A 16,994-nucleotide genomic window follows, 5' to 3' on the forward strand; every position below is an offset into this window, starting at 1 on the left:
CCTGCACCCCGTAATGATTCACCGCGCGGTGCGAGCCAGGCACCTTGGCCTAGTTCATTGCCCCGGTTCCTTGCCCTTGGTTCCTTGTCCTTGGTTACTTGCCCTGGTTTTATGAGAAAGCCTCAGACCGATAAGCCCAATCCGACGATGCTGGCAACGCCATCCGATGCGCCACCCCGTGCCCTCCTGCATCAGCAAAAACACCGCAAAAGCCGATGACCGGGCACACCGATGGGGTCTGTCAGAAATTCGACACCGGCCCCACCTTTGGGAGTTGTCTGATGTAACGAATTAGTGCGATTTCCTACACTACGCAAGTCATGTGCCCCTGCCTCCCCCCCTGCAGGGCGCCGACAAGTTGGTTCCCCTCCAACTTGCCGCTCATACTCCCCGGTATGAGCGGCGTTTTTTTTGCTTCTACTTTTGTTGCCAGGCTACCCACGCCACCCCGCCGCACCACCGTCCACAGACCCCATTCATCACAGCTTTCAGCCAATTTCAGCAAGCGTCGCGGCAGTTAATTTCCGTGCGTGCTCGCGCACATCGGCTGGCCACGCAACGCTGGCCGCTTCAAAACCCGCCCGGTCCTGCGCAAACAGCATACGAACCGCTTCCTCATAACCGGGCAAATCGCCCGCCATGGCGGTCATGAAGCGATACGCCGATTCCTGCGCCAGGCGTTGCCCGTCAGCCGCCTGGTTCGCCCGCCGGGCATTCTCCACCAGCCGCCGCAATGCCACTGAAGCCCCGCCCGGCTGGCTGCCCAGCCAGCTCCAATGGCGCGGCAGCAGCGTCACCTCCCGCGCCACCACGCCAAGCTTCGGCCGCCCACGGCTACGGGGCAGGCTGTCATCGGCGAGGTCGTCAGCCGCCGGTTGCGGCTCCGCCCACTCATGCCCATGCCCGTCGGGTGCAGCAGAAAACCGCGCCCGCACCTCGTCAAGCGTGCCGCGCAAATCCAGTTCAAGCGGCTGGCTAGTCACGGCGTTAAATATCAGCGCGTTCGGCAACACGCCTGAAGTACGCTGGGCAGCGGCTTTCAGCGCCAGTGCCACCTCCTGCACGGTGCCGGAGGCAATGCAACGTCCGTCGGAAAATGCGAGGCAAGAGATCAAGGAATCAGACATAGCAAAAAGTTCGATGTAAGAATAAAGCCGTATTTTACCCGGGTAAAAATAAACGGGCAATATTACGCCCGGATATAATTCACGGCTTTGCACGGTCGTCCTACTCTCTTGCTGCACTCGCAAGCATGATTTCGCGCACAGGAGAACGCCGGTTTTGTCACCTTCGCCTATCGACTTGAGCACTATCTATGTCAGTTAAATCTGTTTGGGCACGCCTGCACCCGTGCAGATCGCTCGTGGGACTGCTCTGGCTCTTCGTTGCCGTGCCTGCCCTCGCGGCGCATGAAGCGGCCAAGGCCGCGCCTGCACTCGACTGGTTCAGCGAGCATGCGGAACTGGTCATCGGCACAAGCACCCAAGGCCGCGCACCGCTCGAAACCTTAAGCAAAAAAGGCACGCTGGAAGGGCTCAGCCCCGATTTGCTGCGCGCGCTGCTCAAGCATGACGAAGTGCATATCCGCGTGAAGCAGTACGACAGTCTGACGGCGCTGGTGCAAGCCGCCTGCAGTGGCGAGGTTGATCTGATCACCACCGTCGCGCGCACCGATGCGCGCGCGCGCTGCCTCGATTTTTCAGTGCCTTATCTGAAAGATCAGGCGGTTCTGGTCGGCAAAATTTCAAACGAAAAATTCAAGAACGCGAGCAATCTGGATAACGCGCGGATCGGGATTTACGAAGGTTCGAATTACGAAAAAATTTTCGAGCAACGCTACCCCCACGCCAAGATCATCAAGCTGCGCTTTGGCGAGGCGGTCGACTTTCTTCAGTCCGGCAAGATTGATGTGTATCTGGGCACGGGCAGCGTCATCGATTACCAGCTAGCGCGGGCGCAAACGCCTGACATTACGGTTCTACGAGATTTGCCCGGCAGCGGTGTCGAACTGCATTTCGCTGCCCCCAAAAAAAATGCGGAGCTGATCCGCGCGCTAGACCAGCGGCTCAGCCACCTTTCGCCTGATGAACAGCGCTCCATCAATGCTCGCTGGCTCAATAACTATTACCGGCGCAGCAGCATTCCTCTGCCCGACACCCTTCTCGATCTAAGCCCCAAGGAGCAGGAATACCTGTATTCGCTGCCGGTGCTGCGGCTGGGCTTTTCCGCTGACTGGGTGCCGTTGTCCTATCTGGACAGCAACGGCCGCATGAGCGGCGTGTTGAGCGATTACGTCGATTACCTCTCGCGCACGCTAGGGCTGAAATTCGAGCGCGAACCCATTAACGACTGGCGCAACATCGGCATTGCCGTGGCGCAAGGCTCCATAGATATCGTCGCGGGCGTGACGCCGGGCGATGACCGCTACGGCCCAATGCTGCTGTCACGGCCGCTCGATGCTTATCCACTTGCCATCGTGCAGCGCCAGTCCGAACCCACGCATGCTTCGCTAGCCGATCTCCAGCACCGCCGCCTGGCCGTCAAAGATGGCCGGATTGGCGACATGCCCGCCGAGATCGTGTTGCCCCGAGCCCATATCGTTACGGTCAACAGCGAAGAAGAAGGCCTGAAAATGGTCGCCGACGGCAAGGCTGATGCCTTTGCTGGCAACCTGGTGGTACTCGATTCGCTGATCCAGCAACGCTATATCGGCAAGCTCAAAATCGGCACACCGTTAAATCGGGTGCAGCCACTCACGTTTGGTGTCGCGCCCCGTTTCGAAGAACTAGTCCCCCTGATTAACCGCGCCCTACGCGCGATGCCTGAAACCGAGGTGCGCCGTATCCGCAACAAGTGGCTGGATACGCGCTTTGATTTTGGTGTGGCGTGGTCGGATATTTTTATCCGCCTGGGGCCGCTGGCGCTGGCCATCCTGATTGTGATCGCGGTGCTGCTGCGGGCGCACTTCATTAACCGGCGCGAAATCGCAGCCCGCATACGCGCCGAGAAAGAATCCAGCAAACAACTGAAGGTGCTGGAAACCTTGATGGATGCCGTGCCTTATCCAGTGATTTACAAAGACGCGGATGCACGCTTTCTTGAGGTCAACCGCTCTTACGAGCGCACCTTCAATGTGACGCGCGCCGATGTGCTGGGCAAAACCACACCTGAGCTGAACATTCTTGATGTTCCGTATCGCAAAGCGATTCATGAACATGGCCTGCGCGCGCTGATTACCGGTTTGCGGCACGAAGCTGAACTCGAATATTTCGATGGCGACAAAAAACGCGTTGGCCGCTACTGGTTCGTCCCGGTCCGGGGCGCGCCCGGTGGCCCGGCAATTGGCGTCGTTGGCACGCATGTCGATGTCACCGAGATCCGTGAATCGCAAGAAAAAGTCATCCTGTCCGAGCGGCGTTTGCGCGAGATCACCGCGCGCCTGCCCGCCATCGTGTTCCAGGCTTGCCGGGCAGCGGACGGCACGCTGTCGTTTCCGTTTGTCAGCCTGAACGTGATCGAGTTGTTCGGTGTTTCGGCCGAAGACATCATGGCCGATGCCGATGCCGCCATCAGCGTGGTCGATGTCAATGACCAGGCTGCGCTGCTGCAGGAAGTAGAGCGTTCAGCGCTGGCGCTCGATCGCGCCGATGTGGCGTTCCGCGTGAATAACGGCACGCGCTCGCTATGGATTCAAGGCAGTGCGATGCCGCGCCGTGAGCCCGATGGCAGCGTGCTCTGGAACGGCTACTGGATCGACACCACGCGCGACCGGGAACGCGAGGAAGCGCTGATGCAAGCGCGTGACACCGCGCATAACGCATCGCTCGCCAAGGACAAATTCATGGCGACGATGAGCCATGAAATTCGCACGCCCATGAGCGGGGTGCTCGGCTTGATCGAAGTCTTGCGGCCAACGCTGGAAGATAAAAAGCAGATCGCGCTGGCAGACATGATGCAAGACTCCGCCAGCACCTTGCTGGCGATTCTCGATGACATCCTCGATTACTCGAAGATCGAAGCCGGAAAAATGACCATCAACCCCACCGCGATTGACTTGCGCCAGGTGGTCGATCAAGCGGTCGGGCTGTTGTCCGTCAAGGCGTATGCGAAATCGCTCGCGCTCAACGTGTCGATTGATGCGAAGGTGGCGGCCACCTGCATCGGTGACGGGGTGCGACTGCGCCAGATCATCTTCAACCTGGTGGGCAACGCCATCAAATTCACGAATCGGGGCTCCGTCAACCTGCGCCTGCTCACGGCCGATGACCAGGTAAATAGCCCGCATATCGTGTTGCGCATCGAAGATACCGGCATCGGCATGACGGCCAGTGACCTCGAACATATCTTTGATCCGTTCGTGCAGGCCGACAGCGCCACCAACCGCAAATACGACGGCACCGGGCTGGGCCTGACCATCTGCAAGCAGCTCACACGCCTGATGGACGGCACCATCTCGATTCATAGCGAAGTCGGCTTCGGCACCCGGGTGAATATTTTGCTGACCTTGCCGGTGATCGCAGGAAAGTACGACATTCCATTACTGAACGAGCGGCGCGTGCATATCCAGATCGCAGACCAGGCCCTGTCGAGCATCGTGCATGACTACGTGCAGGCGCTGAACATGACGACCGATCAGTCCGACCAGGCCGAACTCATCATCACCGATAGCGACCTGGTCTCCAGCACCACCCCCACGATCTATCTGGAACGCTCGGTTGAAACCGTGATCTTTGGTTTCGACGAAACCCAGCCACGCGTGACCATCAGTGCGAACCCGCTGTCATGGCAAGCGCTGAAAACAGCCTGCCTGCATGTGTTCCAGGGCGACCGTACGAGGCATTCCAGCGCGACCTCCGTGCTGAACTTCGTAGCAGACCCCGCGCTGGCAAAACGCGCCGGACGCATTTTGATTGCCGAAGATCATCCGATTAACCGTGCGCTGATCGGCCATCAGATGGAGAACCTCGGCTACGACTTTGACGTTGCGGAAGATGGCATCGAAGCCCTGGCGCTGCTGGAGCGCACCCACTATGCGATGTTGCTGACCGACTGCCATATGCCACGGATGGATGGCTATGAGCTGGTGGCCGAAATTCGCCGCCGGGAGAAAGTGCGGGGCGGGCGCTTGATTACGGTCGGGATCACCGCCAGCACCGGTGCCGACGATATTCAACTCGCGTTGCGGGCGGGAATGGATGAATGCCTGATTAAACCTGTCAGCATCTCTTCGCTGGAGGCGTGTCTGACACGCTTTCTGACGCCAGTCGTGCAGGCCCAGACAGAAGCAACGGAAAGTGTTGCCGCAACCAGTGCAACAACCATCAACGCCGCGCCGGACACCTCTGGCACGTCTAGTGAGAGCACTGCTACGCCACAGGTCCAGCCCCATCTGGAGCGGATCTACGAGATGTTCGGTGGAGAAAAGGCCAGCGCCATGCCGATGCTGAAACTGCTGCGCGACACGCTACGGGACGATTACGCCGCGCTGCGCGAGATTCTGGCGAACTGCACTGAGCCTGATCCCACCGAGCTGCGCGAATGGCTGCACCGCAATGAAGGGGCGGCCGCATCTATGCAGCTGGATATCCTGGTGGACGCTATTACTGCGTCGCGCACCGCGTTGCAGTCGGGTGATGCAACGGCGCAGAAACGGGCGAATCACGCACTCTGCGAACTGTGCGTCGCGCTGCTCGCGCAACTGGATCAGGAACTGGCCGGGTGATGCGGTGCTAGCGATGCTTTGCGTGGGCGGGCGATGTGCCCGCTATGCGCGGGGGGCTGCTGCTGGGAGAGGCTGCCGAGAGTGCGGCTAGAGGAGGTGCCGCCAGGAATGCCGCCAACGGTGCGGCTAGAGGTACCGCTAGAAATACCGCCAAGGGTGCTGCTAAAGGAGGCACCGCCAGGAATGCCGCCAACGGTGCAGCTAGAGGTACCGCTAGAAATACCGCCAAGGGTGCTGCTAAAGGAGGCACCGCCAGGAATGCCGCCAACGGTGCAGCTAGAGGTACCGCTAGAAATACCGCCAAGGGTGCTGCTAAAGGCACCGCCAGAAATACCGCCAAGGGTGCTGCCAGGAATACCGCCATTCTCATCAGGCATCCCCATTACAAAGCCGCCTGAATCCCCCCTCACGCCTGAAGCACTCAGGCAAGCTCGCGCAACGCGACATCACTAGCAGCCGCGCCGGTCAGCATCAGCAGCTCGTCCGGCGACAGGTTGAACACCGCATGCGGATGACCCGCCGCCGCCCACAAGCTGTCGAGCGCCAGCAGGTCTGCATCAATCAGCGTCAGTGGTTCAACCGCGTGCCCAATCGGGCAGACGCCGCCAATCGCATACCCGGTTTTTTCGCGGACAAACTTCGCATCGGCCCGTCCAATCGCGCCCACTTGCGCAGCCACCTTGCGCTCATCCACGCGGTTCGCACCGCTTGCCACCACCAGCACCGGTGCATCGTCGTCCAGCCGGCGAAACAGAATCGACTTGGCAATCTGCGCGACTTCACAACCCAGACCAGCAGCGGCTTCGGCGGAAGTTTTGCCGGTTTCGGCCAGCATCACGACATGACCGCTATGGCCACGTTCACGCAGCAGCCGCACGACTCGCTGTGCGGCGTCGGGCAACGCGCTGGAAAGCTCGGGAAGGCCAACGGGAGCCGAGAAGGATGAGTTCATGGTGTAAAGAATTCCGCTTGAAGAGAAGGGGCCGCGTTCGGCACGGCCAAAACCGGGCAACCGCCGGACAGACGGTTTAAGCGCACGACGCCGCAGCGCTCTGCGTCCGGGCTAGCAACGCCTTGCCCGCGCGTGACGCATTGGGCCGGCCAATAGCCGACGAAATAAACTCGCCCGCCGCCACGACCTGAGAAAGATCCACACCGGTCCTGATGCCAAGCCCATGCATCAGGTACAGCACGTCTTCGGTAGCGACGTTGCCGGTTGCACCCTTGGCATAGGGGCAGCCGCCAAGCCCCGCCACCGACGCATGAAAAATTTCGATGCCTTCCAGCAAAGCCGCGTAGATATTCGCCAGCGCCTGGCCATAGGTATCGTGAAAGTGGCCTGACAGACGCTCACGCGGAAAAACTTGTGTGACCGCGCGAAACAGCGCCCGGGTCTGTTCCGCCGTGGCCACGCCGATGGTGTCGGCAATGTCGATCTCATCGCAACCGAGCGCGGCAAACCGCTCCACTACGCCGACCACCGATGCAACCGGCACGTCTCCCTGATACGGGCACCCCAATGCACACGACACGCTGCCGCGCACGCGCAAGCCGCGCGCCTGCGCCGCCTGGGCCACAGGCACAAAACGCTCAATGCTTTCGGCGATGCTGCAATTAATGTTCTTCTGCGAAAACGCTTCACTGGCAGAACCAAAAATCACGATCTCATCCGCGCTTGCTGCCTGTGCGCCTTCAAAGCCACGCAAATTGGGCGTCAACACCGAATACAGCGTGCCTGCCACGCGCTCGATCCCGGCCATCACCTCCGCCCCATCCGCCATCTGCGGCACCCATTTCGGCGACACGAACGAAGCCGCTTCGATATTGCGCAACCCGGCCGCGCCAAGGCGGTTAATCAACTCGATCTTGATCGCGGTGGGTACAAATTCCTTTTCATTCTGCAACCCATCGCGCGGGCCAACTTCAACGATCTTGACTGCTTCAGGCAACGTCATGCTGTGAACTCCTGCCGCATCCGGGCGGCCTGTAAAGGTGGTCTGACTCGGTTTGCGCTTTGCGCTTTGCGCTTTGCGCTTTGCGGTTTGCGCTCGTCAATAACCCGACGCAGGATCAACCACGCCGCTAATCGCCTCGCCCCGCATCAGCGCGTTGATCTTCTGCGTGATCTGTTCGATCGCTTCGCTCCGCAAGGTTTGCGCCGAGCAATGCGGGGTGAGCGTGATGCGCGAGTTGCGCCAGAACGGATGATCGTCGGCCAAAGGCTCCTGATTGAACACATCAAGCGTCGCCGCTGACAACTGGCCGGTTTCGAGTGCCGCGAGCAAATCGGCATCAACCAGATGTGCGCCACGCGCGACGTTCACCAGGCGTGCGCCGGGGGCGAGCTGCGCAAACGTGTGTGCATTGAGTACGCCACGGGTCGCGGGTGTATGCGGCAGGAGATTCACCAGCACCTGGAGATCCTGCAAAAACGCGTCGAACTGCTCCGCGCCCGCATACGTGGTCACGCCCTCAAGCGGCCGTGCGTGACGGCTGAAGCCGCGCACCGGCAGCCCAAGTGCCGCGAGCGCCTGAGCCACCTGAGCACCCAGCACACCCAGCCCTAGCACGCCAACCGTGAAGTGCTCGCGGGGATACGGCGGCAGTTCCTGCCAGCGGCACTGGGCCTGTAGTTGCGCGTAATCATCGAAGCGCCGCAAATAGCGCAGCACCGCATACGTCACGTATTCGATCATCTGCTGCGCCATGCCGCTGTCTTCCAGACGAACCAGCGGCACGTCTGGCGGCAGCGTGCCGGGGTGAGCGTATTCCAGCGCGAGAATCGCATCGACCCCCGCGCCCAGGTTAAACACCGCACGCAGGCCGTCACGTGGCGCAAACAGTTCGCGCGGCGGCCGCCAGACCAAGACGAAATCAGCCGGGGCGTCATCACCGGGCTGCCATTCACGCAGGCTGGCTTGCGGCAGCGCGCGCGCCAGATCGTGCAGCCATTCAGCGGCGCTGGCGTCGCGCATATAGAAGAGGAGGTTCATGCGCCCTCCGCCGAAAAAGCCTGCGCTCTGGCATTCACTAAGTGGCGCAGCGTCAGGCCATCCGACGCAGAGGCAGAGGCATAGACACAGGCGGACACCGCGCATAACGCCACCTGGGCAGGAAGCAACGGGGCAAACCGGGCAGACAGAACAGAAGGCAACGCGGCACGTGCAGAGGGTGCAGCAGCGGACAAGAAAGCCATGGCGTCTCCGGCATTCATGGGTGGCGCTCATTCTACGTTTTCGCGGGATCAGATGCGCACCCCCTGGCCCCGGGATAAGCAAAGCAGAAAAAGTTTGTTTTGCTCGCTGGCCGCGCAAGCCACAATGCGGCTCCAGATTGCGGCAGCAAGGAGGACCCATGGTTTCATGCAGCCAACCGAACTGGCCGCCACGGCTCGTCACCATGGCTGGCCTTTACGGCAGCGAAGAGGCGCACTGGCAATCGTGGCTGGAGCGGCAGTTCGCCCGCTCGCTGCGAGTCGAGCAGGACGACTGGCATGCGCCTGATCTCGCCCGCTGGTCGCTCGCGCTGCACCAGCGCCTGAGCCGTGAGCGCGGGCCCTTTGTGCTGGCGGCACACAGTTTTGGCTGCCTCGCCAGCGCGCATGCGCTACTGCATCTGCCCGTAGCCACCAGCATCATCGGCGTGCTGCTGGTGGCCCCGGCCAGCCCGAAAAAATTCGCTTCTGCTGCGGCGTTTGAGCCGCGTCGTCTGGGCGTGCCGTCGATCCTGATCGGCAGCGAAACCGATCCGTGGATGCCGCTCGAAGGTTCGCGCGAGCTGGCGCAGCATCTTGGCAGCACGTTCATCAATCTCGGAGACGCGGGGCATATCAATACCGCAGCAGGTTTCGGGCCCTGGCCTCGGGCCCGGCACTACATCGACACACTGGTGCATTGCGCCGCGCAACAACGCTTCCGCCCGCCGCCCAGCACACCGGAGCATCTGAGCCACCCGGCCGCTGAACTGAACCTGAAGGCCAGCGGCTAGTTCGCTAGAATCCCCTGCGCCCGGCTTTGGCATTGCCAGCGTTAGAAACCAGCCCCTTTCAAGCCAGCTCCCTATTTCAATCAGAACCATCAAAACCACACGGACGACACCATGACACGCAACTCACGCTGGCTGGCCGCAGGCCTTGCCGCACTCACGCTTGCCACGAGCCTTCCCGCTGCCGCCGCTGAAACCTCGCTGCTAAACGTGTCGTATGACGTGACGCGCGAACTCTATAAAGACATCAACGCCAGCTTCATCGCGGCGTACCAGCAAAAAACCGGTGAGCGGATCACGCTGCGTCAGTCGCATGGCGCGTCCAGCGCCCAGGCGCTCTCGGTGCTGCAAGGCCTGCAAGCCGATGTGGTGACGATGAACCAGCCCAACGATATCGACCTGCTAGCCGAACGCGGTCATCTGCTTCCCGCCAACTGGCGCACACGCTTGCCAAACAACAGCGCGCCTTACACCACGACGATGGTGTTCCTCGTCCGTGCGGGCAATCCAAAGCACATCACCGACTGGAACGATCTGGCCAAGCCGGGTGTGCAAGTCGTGATCGCCAATCCAAAAACATCCGGCAATGGCCGTTATGCGTATCTGGCCGCCTGGGGCTATCGCAAACAGCAAGGCGGCAGCGACGCCCAGGCGCTCGATTTCGTGAAGTCGATCCTGCGTAACGTGCCAGTGCTGGATACCGGTGGCCGAGCCGCGACCACCACGTTCACGCAACGTGAGATTGGCGATGTGCTGGTGACGTTCGAAAACGAAGTCGCGTTAATTGATAACGGCGCAGCGGCCAAGGGCTTTGATGCGGTGTATCCATCCATCAGCCTGCTCGCTGAGCCGCCCGTGGCCATCGTCGACAAGGTGGCCGACAAGCGTGGCACGCGCAAGGCCGCTCAGGCTTATCTCGACTATCTGTACAGCGCCCCAGCCCAGGAAATCATCGCGCGCCATCATTTGCGGCCGCGCGATGCCACGGTGCTGGCCCGGCACGCCAGCGAATTCAAGCCACTGAAAACCTTCACCGTCGAACAAATGTTCGGCAGCTGGCAAAAAGCGCAGCAAACCCATTTCTCTGATGGCGGCACCTTCGACCAGATCGTGGTCGACCGTAAGTAAAACGACGTGAGCTACGCGGCAGGCCTCGCCTGCACGTGCTCAGCCGTCATCCCCAGCCGCTCCAGCAAGCGGCGATCCGTCACGGCTTGCGGGTTGCTGGTGGTCAGCAACTGGTCACCATAGAAAAACGAATTCGCCCCCGCCAGCAGGCACAGCGCTTGCAACGCTTCATCCATCTGCTCGCGGCCCGCTGACAAACGTACCATCGCGCGCGGCATCGTGATCCGCGCCACCGCGATCGTGCGCACGAATTCGAAGGGATCAAGCGCTTCCGTGCCCGCCAGCGGCGTGCCCTCCACCTGCACCAGGTTATTGATCGGCACGGATTCTGGATAAGGCTCCATGTTCGCCAGTTGAGCGATCAAGCCCGCCCGTTCCCGGCGCGATTCTCCCAACCCGACGATGCCGCCACAGCACACGTTGATGCCGGCATCGCGCACGCGCTCCAGCGTATCTAGCCGGTCCTGGTAGGTGCGGGTAGTGATGATCTGGCCGTAGAACTCGGGCGCGGTGTCGAGATTGTGGTTGTAGTAATCGAGCCCTGCCTCGCGCAAGCCTTCCGCCTGATGGCGCTCCAGCATGCCGAGCGTCACGCAGGTTTCCAGCCCCAGCGCCTTGACGCCACGGATCATTTCCTTGATCGGCTCAAGATGGCGGTCTTTCGGATTGCGCCAGGCCGCGCCCATGCAAAACCGCGTCGCACCCTGCTGTTGCGCGACGCGCGCAGCAGCCAGCACTTCTGCGACGGGCATCAGCTTGTCCGCTTTCAGCCCGGTGTCGTGATGTACCGATTGCGGGCAGTACGAACAATCTTCTTCGCACCCTCCAGTTTTGATCGACAGCAAAGTCGAAAGCTGCACCGTGTTCGCCGCGAAATTGGCGCGATGGACTTGCTGCGCGCGAAACAGTAAATCGTTGAACGGCAGTTCGTAGAGCGCGACAACGTCGGCAACGCGCCAGCGCGCCGGAGCCGTGGCGCTCGCCACATCGGCATGGGTTGCGGCCACCGTGGCCAGCGGAGTAGACGAAGACGAAGGCAAAGACGAAGTCATGATGTCGGGAATCCTTGTAATGAAGGCGTGCGCTACACGCTAGCGGCGCGCAACGTTTGCAGCAGCAGGGAAGCATCGAGATGACGCGCGGCCTGCTCGGGCCGCACGGGTGTCAGATAAGGCACGTCGCCCAGCAAGGGCGCGTGGTAAGCGCGTTCGAACCGGGCGCGGAGCGTGGCCACGTTGTCGGCGGCGCATGGCATCGCCGGGTCGATCCGGTTCGCCACCCAGCCCGCGAGTGTCAACCCGCGCGCGGCAATCGCTTCTGCGCTCAGCAACGCATGGCTGATGCAGCCGAGCCGCACCCCCACCACCAGCACCACCGGCAGGTTCAGCGCGCAGGCCAGATCGGCGGTATCGAGCGTGTCATTCAGCGGCACGCGAAAACCACCAACGCCCTCTACCACCACCACCTCTGCTCGCTGCCGCGCCGCTTCATGGCACGCGAGGATCGGCGCGATTTCGAGCGTGACGCCTTCCTGAGCCGCTGCAAGATGCGGTGCCATTGCCGCTCGCAGCAGGTACGGCGTGCGAATCTCGGGCGGCAGCAACACGCTGGCCGCAGCATCGAGCTGATCGGCATCGTCGTTATGCCAGACGCCATCGCGCTCGAACGCCCCAGCCGCAATCGGTTTCAGCGCTGCGGTGCGCACGCCAAGCGCATTCAGGCCATGCAGCAGCGCCGCGCTAACTAGCGTCTTGCCGATCTCGGTATCGGTGCCCGTGACAAAAACCGAACACGCGTGGCTCATGCCGCACTCCGGTTCGGGTTCAGGCGGCTCACCTGGCTCACCTGGCTCAGCGCGGCTTCAAGCTGATCCAGGTCCTCATGCGAATGCCCCGCTGACAGCGAGATCCGCAGACGCGAAGTGCCCACCGGCACCGTCGGCGGCCGGATTGCGGGCACCCACAGGTCCGCTGCATCGAATGCGGCGGCCACTTCAAGCGTGGCTTCGTTGCTGCCAATGATGAGTGGCTGCACCGCTGTTGCGGAATCAACCGGCTGCCATGGCGTGGTGTGCAGCATCGCGCGGGTGCGGGCGATCAACGTTTGCAGATGGGCGCGGCGTGCGTCACCTTCCGCACTGCCAATCAACTTCAGGCTGGCCGACACGGCATGCGCAGCAGCCGGGACCGAAGCGGTAGTGAAGATGTAGGGGCGAGCGCGTTGCACGAGCCATTCGATCACGGTCTCGTGCGCCGCAACGAACGCGCCTGATACCCCCGCCGCCTTGCCCAGCGTGCCGATCAGCACCAGATGCGGCGAGCGCAGCGCCGCTTGCGCCAGCGCGCCACGCCCTTGCGGCCCAAGCACGCCAAAGCCGTGCGCATCATCCAGCACCAGCCACGCACCATGCTTTTCTGCCAGCGCCAGCAAGGCCGCGAGCGGCGCGATATCACCATCCATGCTGAACACCGTATCCGACACGATCAGCTTGTGAGCCGCTGACGAAGCCTCCAGCAACGCACCCAGCGCCGCCGCATCGGCATGCGGATAAATCTGCACCTCAGCCCGCGACAAACGCGCGCCGTCGATCAATGACGCGTGATTCAGCGCATCGGAAAAGATCGCCGTGCCACGGCCAGCGAGCGTCGTCAGCGTCGCCAGATTGGCCATGTAGCCCGTGCTGAAGTACAGCGCGCGAGGCTTATCGACAAAGCCGCCTGCGAAACTCGCCAGATCCTCTTCGAGCTGGACATGCGCCCGCGAATGGCCGCCCAGCAAATGCGAGCCACCACTCCCCGCGCCATAACGCGCGGCCCCTTCAGCTAGCGCTTGCACCAGCAGCGGATGTGCGGCCAGGCCCAGGTAATCGTTGCTGGCAAAACCTGTCACGCGCCGGCCGTCCACAGTCATCTGCGCAGCGCACGGTGAATCCGCAATCCGGCGACGACGGCGCAAGCCTTGCGCATCAAGTGTTTTCAGGTTGAGTTCAAGCGTATCGAGCAGATGCATCAGCGGAAGTCCTTGAGGGTGGCGTCGAAGCTCTCGCACGTTCGTGCAGCCAGCCAGGTGAGTTCGTCGGGTTCAAGGATGTACGGCGGCATCAGATACACCGTCGTGCCAATCGGGCGCAGCAGTAATTCACGCTCAAGCGCATGAGCGAAAAAACGGCGGGAAAAAGTGCGGGCTTCGGCAGGGTCGTCGCATACCGCGTCGAACGCGAAAATCGTGCCGCACTGGCGCAGGTGACGCACACGCGGATGCTCGGCCAGTGGCGCGAGCGCAGCGCGTAACAGCGTGGATTTTTCCGCGTTGGCGGCCAGCACCTTGCCGCTGTCGAACAAGTCGAGCGTGGCCAGCGCCGCGCGGCACGCCAGCGGATTGCCGGTGTATGAATGCGAGTGCAAGAAGCCACGGGCTGTGTCGTCGTCATAGAACTCAGCAAAAATTTCGTCGCGCGACAACACGATGGATAACGGCAGATAGCCACCGCTAATCCCCTTCGACAGACACAGAAAATCCGGCCAGATCCCCGCTTGCTCGCAAGCGAAGAAAGTGCCGGTACGGCCACAACCCACCGCGATTTCATCGGCAATCAGATGCACCGCATAGCGCTCGCAAAGCGCGCGCAAACCGGCGAGATACGACGGCTCATGCATCACCATGCCTGCCGCGCACTGCACCAGCGGCTCGACGATCAATGCGGCGATGTGGTTGCTGCGCGCTTCCAGCAGGGCGCGCACGCTATCGAGCGCCCGTGCCGTGAGCGCAGCGGCGTCTTCGCCTGGCTGTGCCAGACGCACATCGGGCGAGGCCACCACATGCGCATGGCGGATCAACGGATCATAAGCATCCTTGAATAACGCCACATCGGTCACACCGAGCGCGCCGATGGTCTCACCGTGATAGCTCCCTGCCACACAGATGAACTCGCGTTTGTCGGCATAGCCACGATTGCGCCAGGTGTGGAAGCTCATCTTCAACGCGATCTCAACCGCCGAAGCGCCATCCGACGCGAAGAACGCATGGCCTAGCGTGTGCTGTGTGAGTGCCGCGAGGCGCTCGGCCAGCTCAATCGCGGGCTGATGCGTACAACCTGCGAGCATCACGTGTTCGAGCGTATCGAGCTGCGTTTTCAGCGCGGCATTGATCTGTGGGTTGGCATGGCCGAACAGATTGACCCACCACGAACTAATCGCATCCAGATAGCGCTGGCCCGCCGGATCGTAAAGCCAGGGCCCCGCACCACGCGCCACCGGAATCAGCGGCACGCGTTCGTGATGTTTCATTTGTGTGCACGGATGCCAGACGGCTTGCAGGCTACGGGCGACCCAGTCGTCCGGAGCCAGGGGAGTGCGGTTCAAAGTCATATGGAGATCCAGAGTTCGAATGAGTGCCGCGCAAGGCAGGCATGCCAGCGCAAGCGTCCCGGCGAAGTAGCGATGGAACCAGTGGCCGTGTTTTGCGCTCCTGCTTTGCGCTTTCGTTTTGCCTTCTTCCAACGCGGCACGAAACGCTATGCATATCGTCCGGGTTCAGGCGGCAGCGGCTCGCAGATTAGCGCTTTAGCGGCCCCGATGCACTATCGCAAAAATAGCGTCAAAGCAAGACGGGGCGGGCCTTAGCGGCTGTTCGACACAGCACGGAACGGTTCACACCAGAAGACTGGAAAAGCCTGTTGATAGCGACGGCAAAGTCAGGTGTCGCCTGTGAAAAAAATCTGCGCCTCAGGAGTAATGCCGTTCAGTTAAGCCCTGGACGGCATTTTTCATTGCAGGGAAGGGAGCGGTTGTAAACCTGGCGCATTGGTGTTAACTTTGCGGCGCCGTGTTATCCGCTCACCTGAACTATCTCCTCGAGGCTAGGCAACCCGCCGACTTTGGTCGGCTGGGGCAGCACTTGCCATACGAATGGGTCGAGCAGGCCGTCCGCGCCACCGGCAGCGCGAGTATCCGGAGCAGGTGATTGCCCGCCGAGCAGGTCGTCTGGTTGGTCATCGCGCTGGCGCTGTACCGGCACCAATCAATCAGCGAGGTCGTCGACGATCTCGATCTGGCGCTGCCTTCAGAGGCCGCCCCATTTGTCAGCAAAAGCGCCGTTGCGCAGGTCCGTCAGCGCACTAGGTATGCGCCTCTGGCCTGGCTGTTTCGTGAATCGGCCATCGCCTGAAGCCAGCAGGATGCGGCTAGCCACGCGTTCAAGGGACTGGCTCTGTTGGCGGTAGATGGCACCGTTCTGCGCACGGCTGACAGCCCGGCCAATCGTGAACAAATCGTGAACACTTTGGTGCGCAAACCCACGCCAACGACAGGCTGGCGAGCTATCCGCAGGTGCGCGCCGTCACCCTGAGCGCACTCCCGACGCATCTGATCCGCGACATTGAGTTCGGCCGCTACGACACCAACGAGATGCTGTATGCCAGGCAGCTCGTGCCGCGCATACCGAACGATTCGATTACGGTCTTCGACAAAGGCTTTCTGGCTGCCGAGATTCTGTGCGGGCTCACTGCGGACGGCCACAATCGGCACTTCGTGATTCCCGCCAAGGCAAACACGCGCTGGGAAATCGTCCAGGGCAAGCCAGACGATGCCACGGTGCGCATGCGCGTGTCGCCACAAGCACGCAAGAAGTCCCCCGATTTGCCCGAGTTCTGGGAGACCCGCGCGGTCCGCACGATCGACTCGCGCGGGCGTGAGCGAGTGTTGCTGACCTCGCTGAGTGAGCGCCAGCGCTTCAAGCCCACCGATATCGCCGCATGCTACAGCCGCCGTTGGCAGATTGAAACGAGCTGCCGTGAGCTCAAACAATCGATGCTGGGGATGGAGTTGACCTTGCGCAGCCAGACCGTGGATGGGGTGTATCAGGAAATCTGGGGCGCGCTGATTGCCTGCAACTTGATTCGGCTGGAGATGGCCAAGGCCGCACTCGAAGCGAAGCTCGCGCCAACCGACATCAGCTTCGTGCGAGCCTTCCATATCATTCAGTACCAACTGATGTGGGCCGCCGCGACGCGATCGCACGGAAAATTGCCAGCGCTGCTGCACCGCCTGTGCGAGCGGCTCAAGGTGCTCCCCAACGAAAAACGACTCGAACGCGGATGCCCTCGAGTCGTTTAGTCACGCCCTTCTCGTTACTCCGTTCGATTCCTCAAGAAGGACCTTAA

General features: G+C 61.5%; 13 protein-coding genes and 1 pseudogene. 4 read left to right on the top strand and 10 right to left on the bottom strand.

The window, feature by feature from the left end:
• Window positions 1-488: 488 nt before the first annotated feature.
• Window positions 489-1,127, bottom strand: a complete 639-nt coding sequence (locus tag GH656_RS00810) for a DUF2239 family protein (protein ID WP_153074149.1) — start codon at window positions 1,125-1,127, stop codon at window positions 489-491.
• A gap of 236 nt (window positions 1,128-1,363) precedes the next feature.
• Between GH656_RS00810 and GH656_RS00815 the strand changes: the two genes are divergently transcribed.
• Window positions 1,364-5,722, top strand: a complete 4,359-nt coding sequence (locus GH656_RS00815) for a transporter substrate-binding domain-containing protein (protein WP_174769665.1) — start codon at window positions 1,364-1,366, stop codon at window positions 5,720-5,722.
• On the opposite strand, the gene GH656_RS00820 is transcribed toward GH656_RS00815, so the two are convergent.
• The 5 genes from GH656_RS00820 to GH656_RS00840 all read right to left on the bottom strand — a co-directional run bounded on the left by GH656_RS00820 (window position 5,704) and on the right by GH656_RS00840 (window position 8,918).
• Window positions 5,704-6,105, bottom strand: coding sequence for a hypothetical protein (locus GH656_RS00820; protein WP_153074151.1), 402 nt, complete (start codon window positions 6,103-6,105; stop codon window positions 5,704-5,706). The two genes, GH656_RS00815 and GH656_RS00820, sit on opposite strands and share 19 nt — an antisense overlap.
• Window positions 6,106-6,143: 38 nt before the next feature.
• Window positions 6,144-6,674 carry a YbaK/EbsC family protein gene (locus GH656_RS00825; protein ID WP_153074152.1) on the bottom strand — a complete coding sequence of 177 codons (531 nt, stop codon included), beginning with the start codon at window positions 6,672-6,674 and terminating at the stop codon, window positions 6,144-6,146.
• A gap of 76 nt (window positions 6,675-6,750) precedes the next feature.
• Window positions 6,751-7,677 carry a hydroxymethylglutaryl-CoA lyase gene (locus GH656_RS00830; RefSeq protein WP_153074153.1) on the bottom strand — a complete coding sequence of 309 codons (927 nt, stop codon included), beginning with the start codon at window positions 7,675-7,677 and terminating at the stop codon, window positions 6,751-6,753.
• Window positions 7,678-7,773: 96 nt separating this feature from the next.
• Window positions 7,774-8,715, bottom strand: a complete 942-nt coding sequence (locus GH656_RS00835) for a 2-hydroxyacid dehydrogenase (protein ID WP_153074154.1) — start codon at window positions 8,713-8,715, stop codon at window positions 7,774-7,776.
• A complete protein-coding gene (locus GH656_RS00840) occupies window positions 8,712-8,918 on the bottom strand; it encodes a hypothetical protein (protein ID WP_153074155.1) in 207 nt (68 codons plus the stop codon). The genes GH656_RS00835 and GH656_RS00840 overlap by 4 nt, the downstream gene beginning before the upstream one ends.
• A gap of 158 nt (window positions 8,919-9,076) precedes the next feature.
• Between GH656_RS00840 and GH656_RS00845 the strand changes: the two genes are divergently transcribed.
• Both GH656_RS00845 and GH656_RS00850 read left to right on the top strand, forming a co-directional pair.
• Window positions 9,077-9,709 carry an RBBP9/YdeN family alpha/beta hydrolase gene (locus GH656_RS00845; RefSeq protein ID WP_153074156.1) on the top strand — a complete coding sequence of 211 codons (633 nt, stop codon included), beginning with the start codon at window positions 9,077-9,079 and terminating at the stop codon, window positions 9,707-9,709.
• Window positions 9,710-9,820: 111 nt separating this feature from the next.
• Window positions 9,821-10,834, top strand: a complete 1,014-nt coding sequence (locus tag GH656_RS00850) for a sulfate ABC transporter substrate-binding protein (protein WP_153074157.1) — start codon at window positions 9,821-9,823, stop codon at window positions 10,832-10,834.
• A gap of 11 nt (window positions 10,835-10,845) precedes the next feature.
• Here GH656_RS00850 and bioB read toward each other — a convergent pair whose 3' ends face one another.
• The 4 genes from bioB to bioA are packed head-to-tail and all read right to left on the bottom strand — an operon-like array spanning window position 10,846 to window position 15,201.
• Window positions 10,846-11,886: a biotin synthase BioB gene (gene bioB, locus GH656_RS00855; RefSeq protein ID WP_153074158.1), complete on the bottom strand. Its 1,041-nt coding sequence runs from the start codon at window positions 11,884-11,886 to the stop codon at window positions 10,846-10,848.
• A 32-nt stretch (window positions 11,887-11,918) separates the two neighbouring features.
• Window positions 11,919-12,638: a dethiobiotin synthase gene (gene bioD, locus GH656_RS00860; protein WP_153074159.1), complete on the bottom strand. Its 720-nt coding sequence runs from the start codon at window positions 12,636-12,638 to the stop codon at window positions 11,919-11,921.
• On the bottom strand, window positions 12,635-13,843 hold the full coding sequence (bioF, locus tag GH656_RS00865) for an 8-amino-7-oxononanoate synthase (RefSeq protein WP_153074160.1): 1,209 nt from the start codon (window positions 13,841-13,843) through the stop codon (window positions 12,635-12,637). Before bioF ends, bioD begins: the two co-directional genes overlap by 4 nt.
• Window positions 13,843-15,201 carry an adenosylmethionine--8-amino-7-oxononanoate transaminase gene (bioA, locus tag GH656_RS00870; protein ID WP_153074161.1) on the bottom strand — a complete coding sequence of 453 codons (1,359 nt, stop codon included), beginning with the start codon at window positions 15,199-15,201 and terminating at the stop codon, window positions 13,843-13,845. Before bioA ends, bioF begins: the two co-directional genes overlap by 1 nt.
• A gap of 457 nt (window positions 15,202-15,658) precedes the next feature.
• Here bioA and GH656_RS00875 point away from each other — a divergent pair.
• Window positions 15,659-16,947, top strand: a pseudogene (locus GH656_RS00875) (IS4 family transposase).
• Window positions 16,948-16,994 lie beyond the last annotated feature (47 nt).

This window comes from Paraburkholderia bonniea, from assembly GCF_009455625.1.
Taxonomy (GTDB): domain Bacteria; phylum Pseudomonadota; class Gammaproteobacteria; order Burkholderiales; family Burkholderiaceae; genus Paraburkholderia; species Paraburkholderia bonniea.

Excerpts from the sequence above, each read along its gene's own strand:
- bioF (WP_153074160.1), bottom strand. The coding sequence starts at position 13,843 with ATGCATCTGCTCGATACGCTTGAACTCAACCTGAAAACACTTGATGCG.
- GH656_RS00850 (WP_153074157.1), top strand. The coding sequence starts at position 9,821 with ATGACACGCAACTCACGCTGGCTGGCCGCAGGCCTTGCCGCACTCACG.
- GH656_RS00820 (WP_153074151.1), bottom strand. The coding sequence starts at position 6,105 with ATGGGGATGCCTGATGAGAATGGCGGTATTCCTGGCAGCACCCTTGGC.
- bioA (WP_153074161.1), bottom strand. The coding sequence starts at position 15,201 with ATGACTTTGAACCGCACTCCCCTGGCTCCGGACGACTGGGTCGCCCGT.
- GH656_RS00835 (WP_153074154.1), bottom strand. The coding sequence starts at position 8,715 with ATGAACCTCCTCTTCTATATGCGCGACGCCAGCGCCGCTGAATGGCTG.
- GH656_RS00825 (WP_153074152.1), bottom strand. The coding sequence starts at position 6,674 with ATGAACTCATCCTTCTCGGCTCCCGTTGGCCTTCCCGAGCTTTCCAGC.
- bioD (WP_153074159.1), bottom strand. The coding sequence starts at position 12,638 with ATGAGCCACGCGTGTTCGGTTTTTGTCACGGGCACCGATACCGAGATC.
- GH656_RS00845 (WP_153074156.1), top strand. The coding sequence starts at position 9,077 with ATGGTTTCATGCAGCCAACCGAACTGGCCGCCACGGCTCGTCACCATG.
- GH656_RS00810 (WP_153074149.1), bottom strand. The coding sequence starts at position 1,127 with ATGTCTGATTCCTTGATCTCTTGCCTCGCATTTTCCGACGGACGTTGC.
- GH656_RS00830 (WP_153074153.1), bottom strand. The coding sequence starts at position 7,677 with ATGACGTTGCCTGAAGCAGTCAAGATCGTTGAAGTTGGCCCGCGCGAT.
- GH656_RS00840 (WP_153074155.1), bottom strand. The coding sequence starts at position 8,918 with ATGGCTTTCTTGTCCGCTGCTGCACCCTCTGCACGTGCCGCGTTGCCT.
- bioB (WP_153074158.1), bottom strand. The coding sequence starts at position 11,886 with ATGACTTCGTCTTTGCCTTCGTCTTCGTCTACTCCGCTGGCCACGGTG.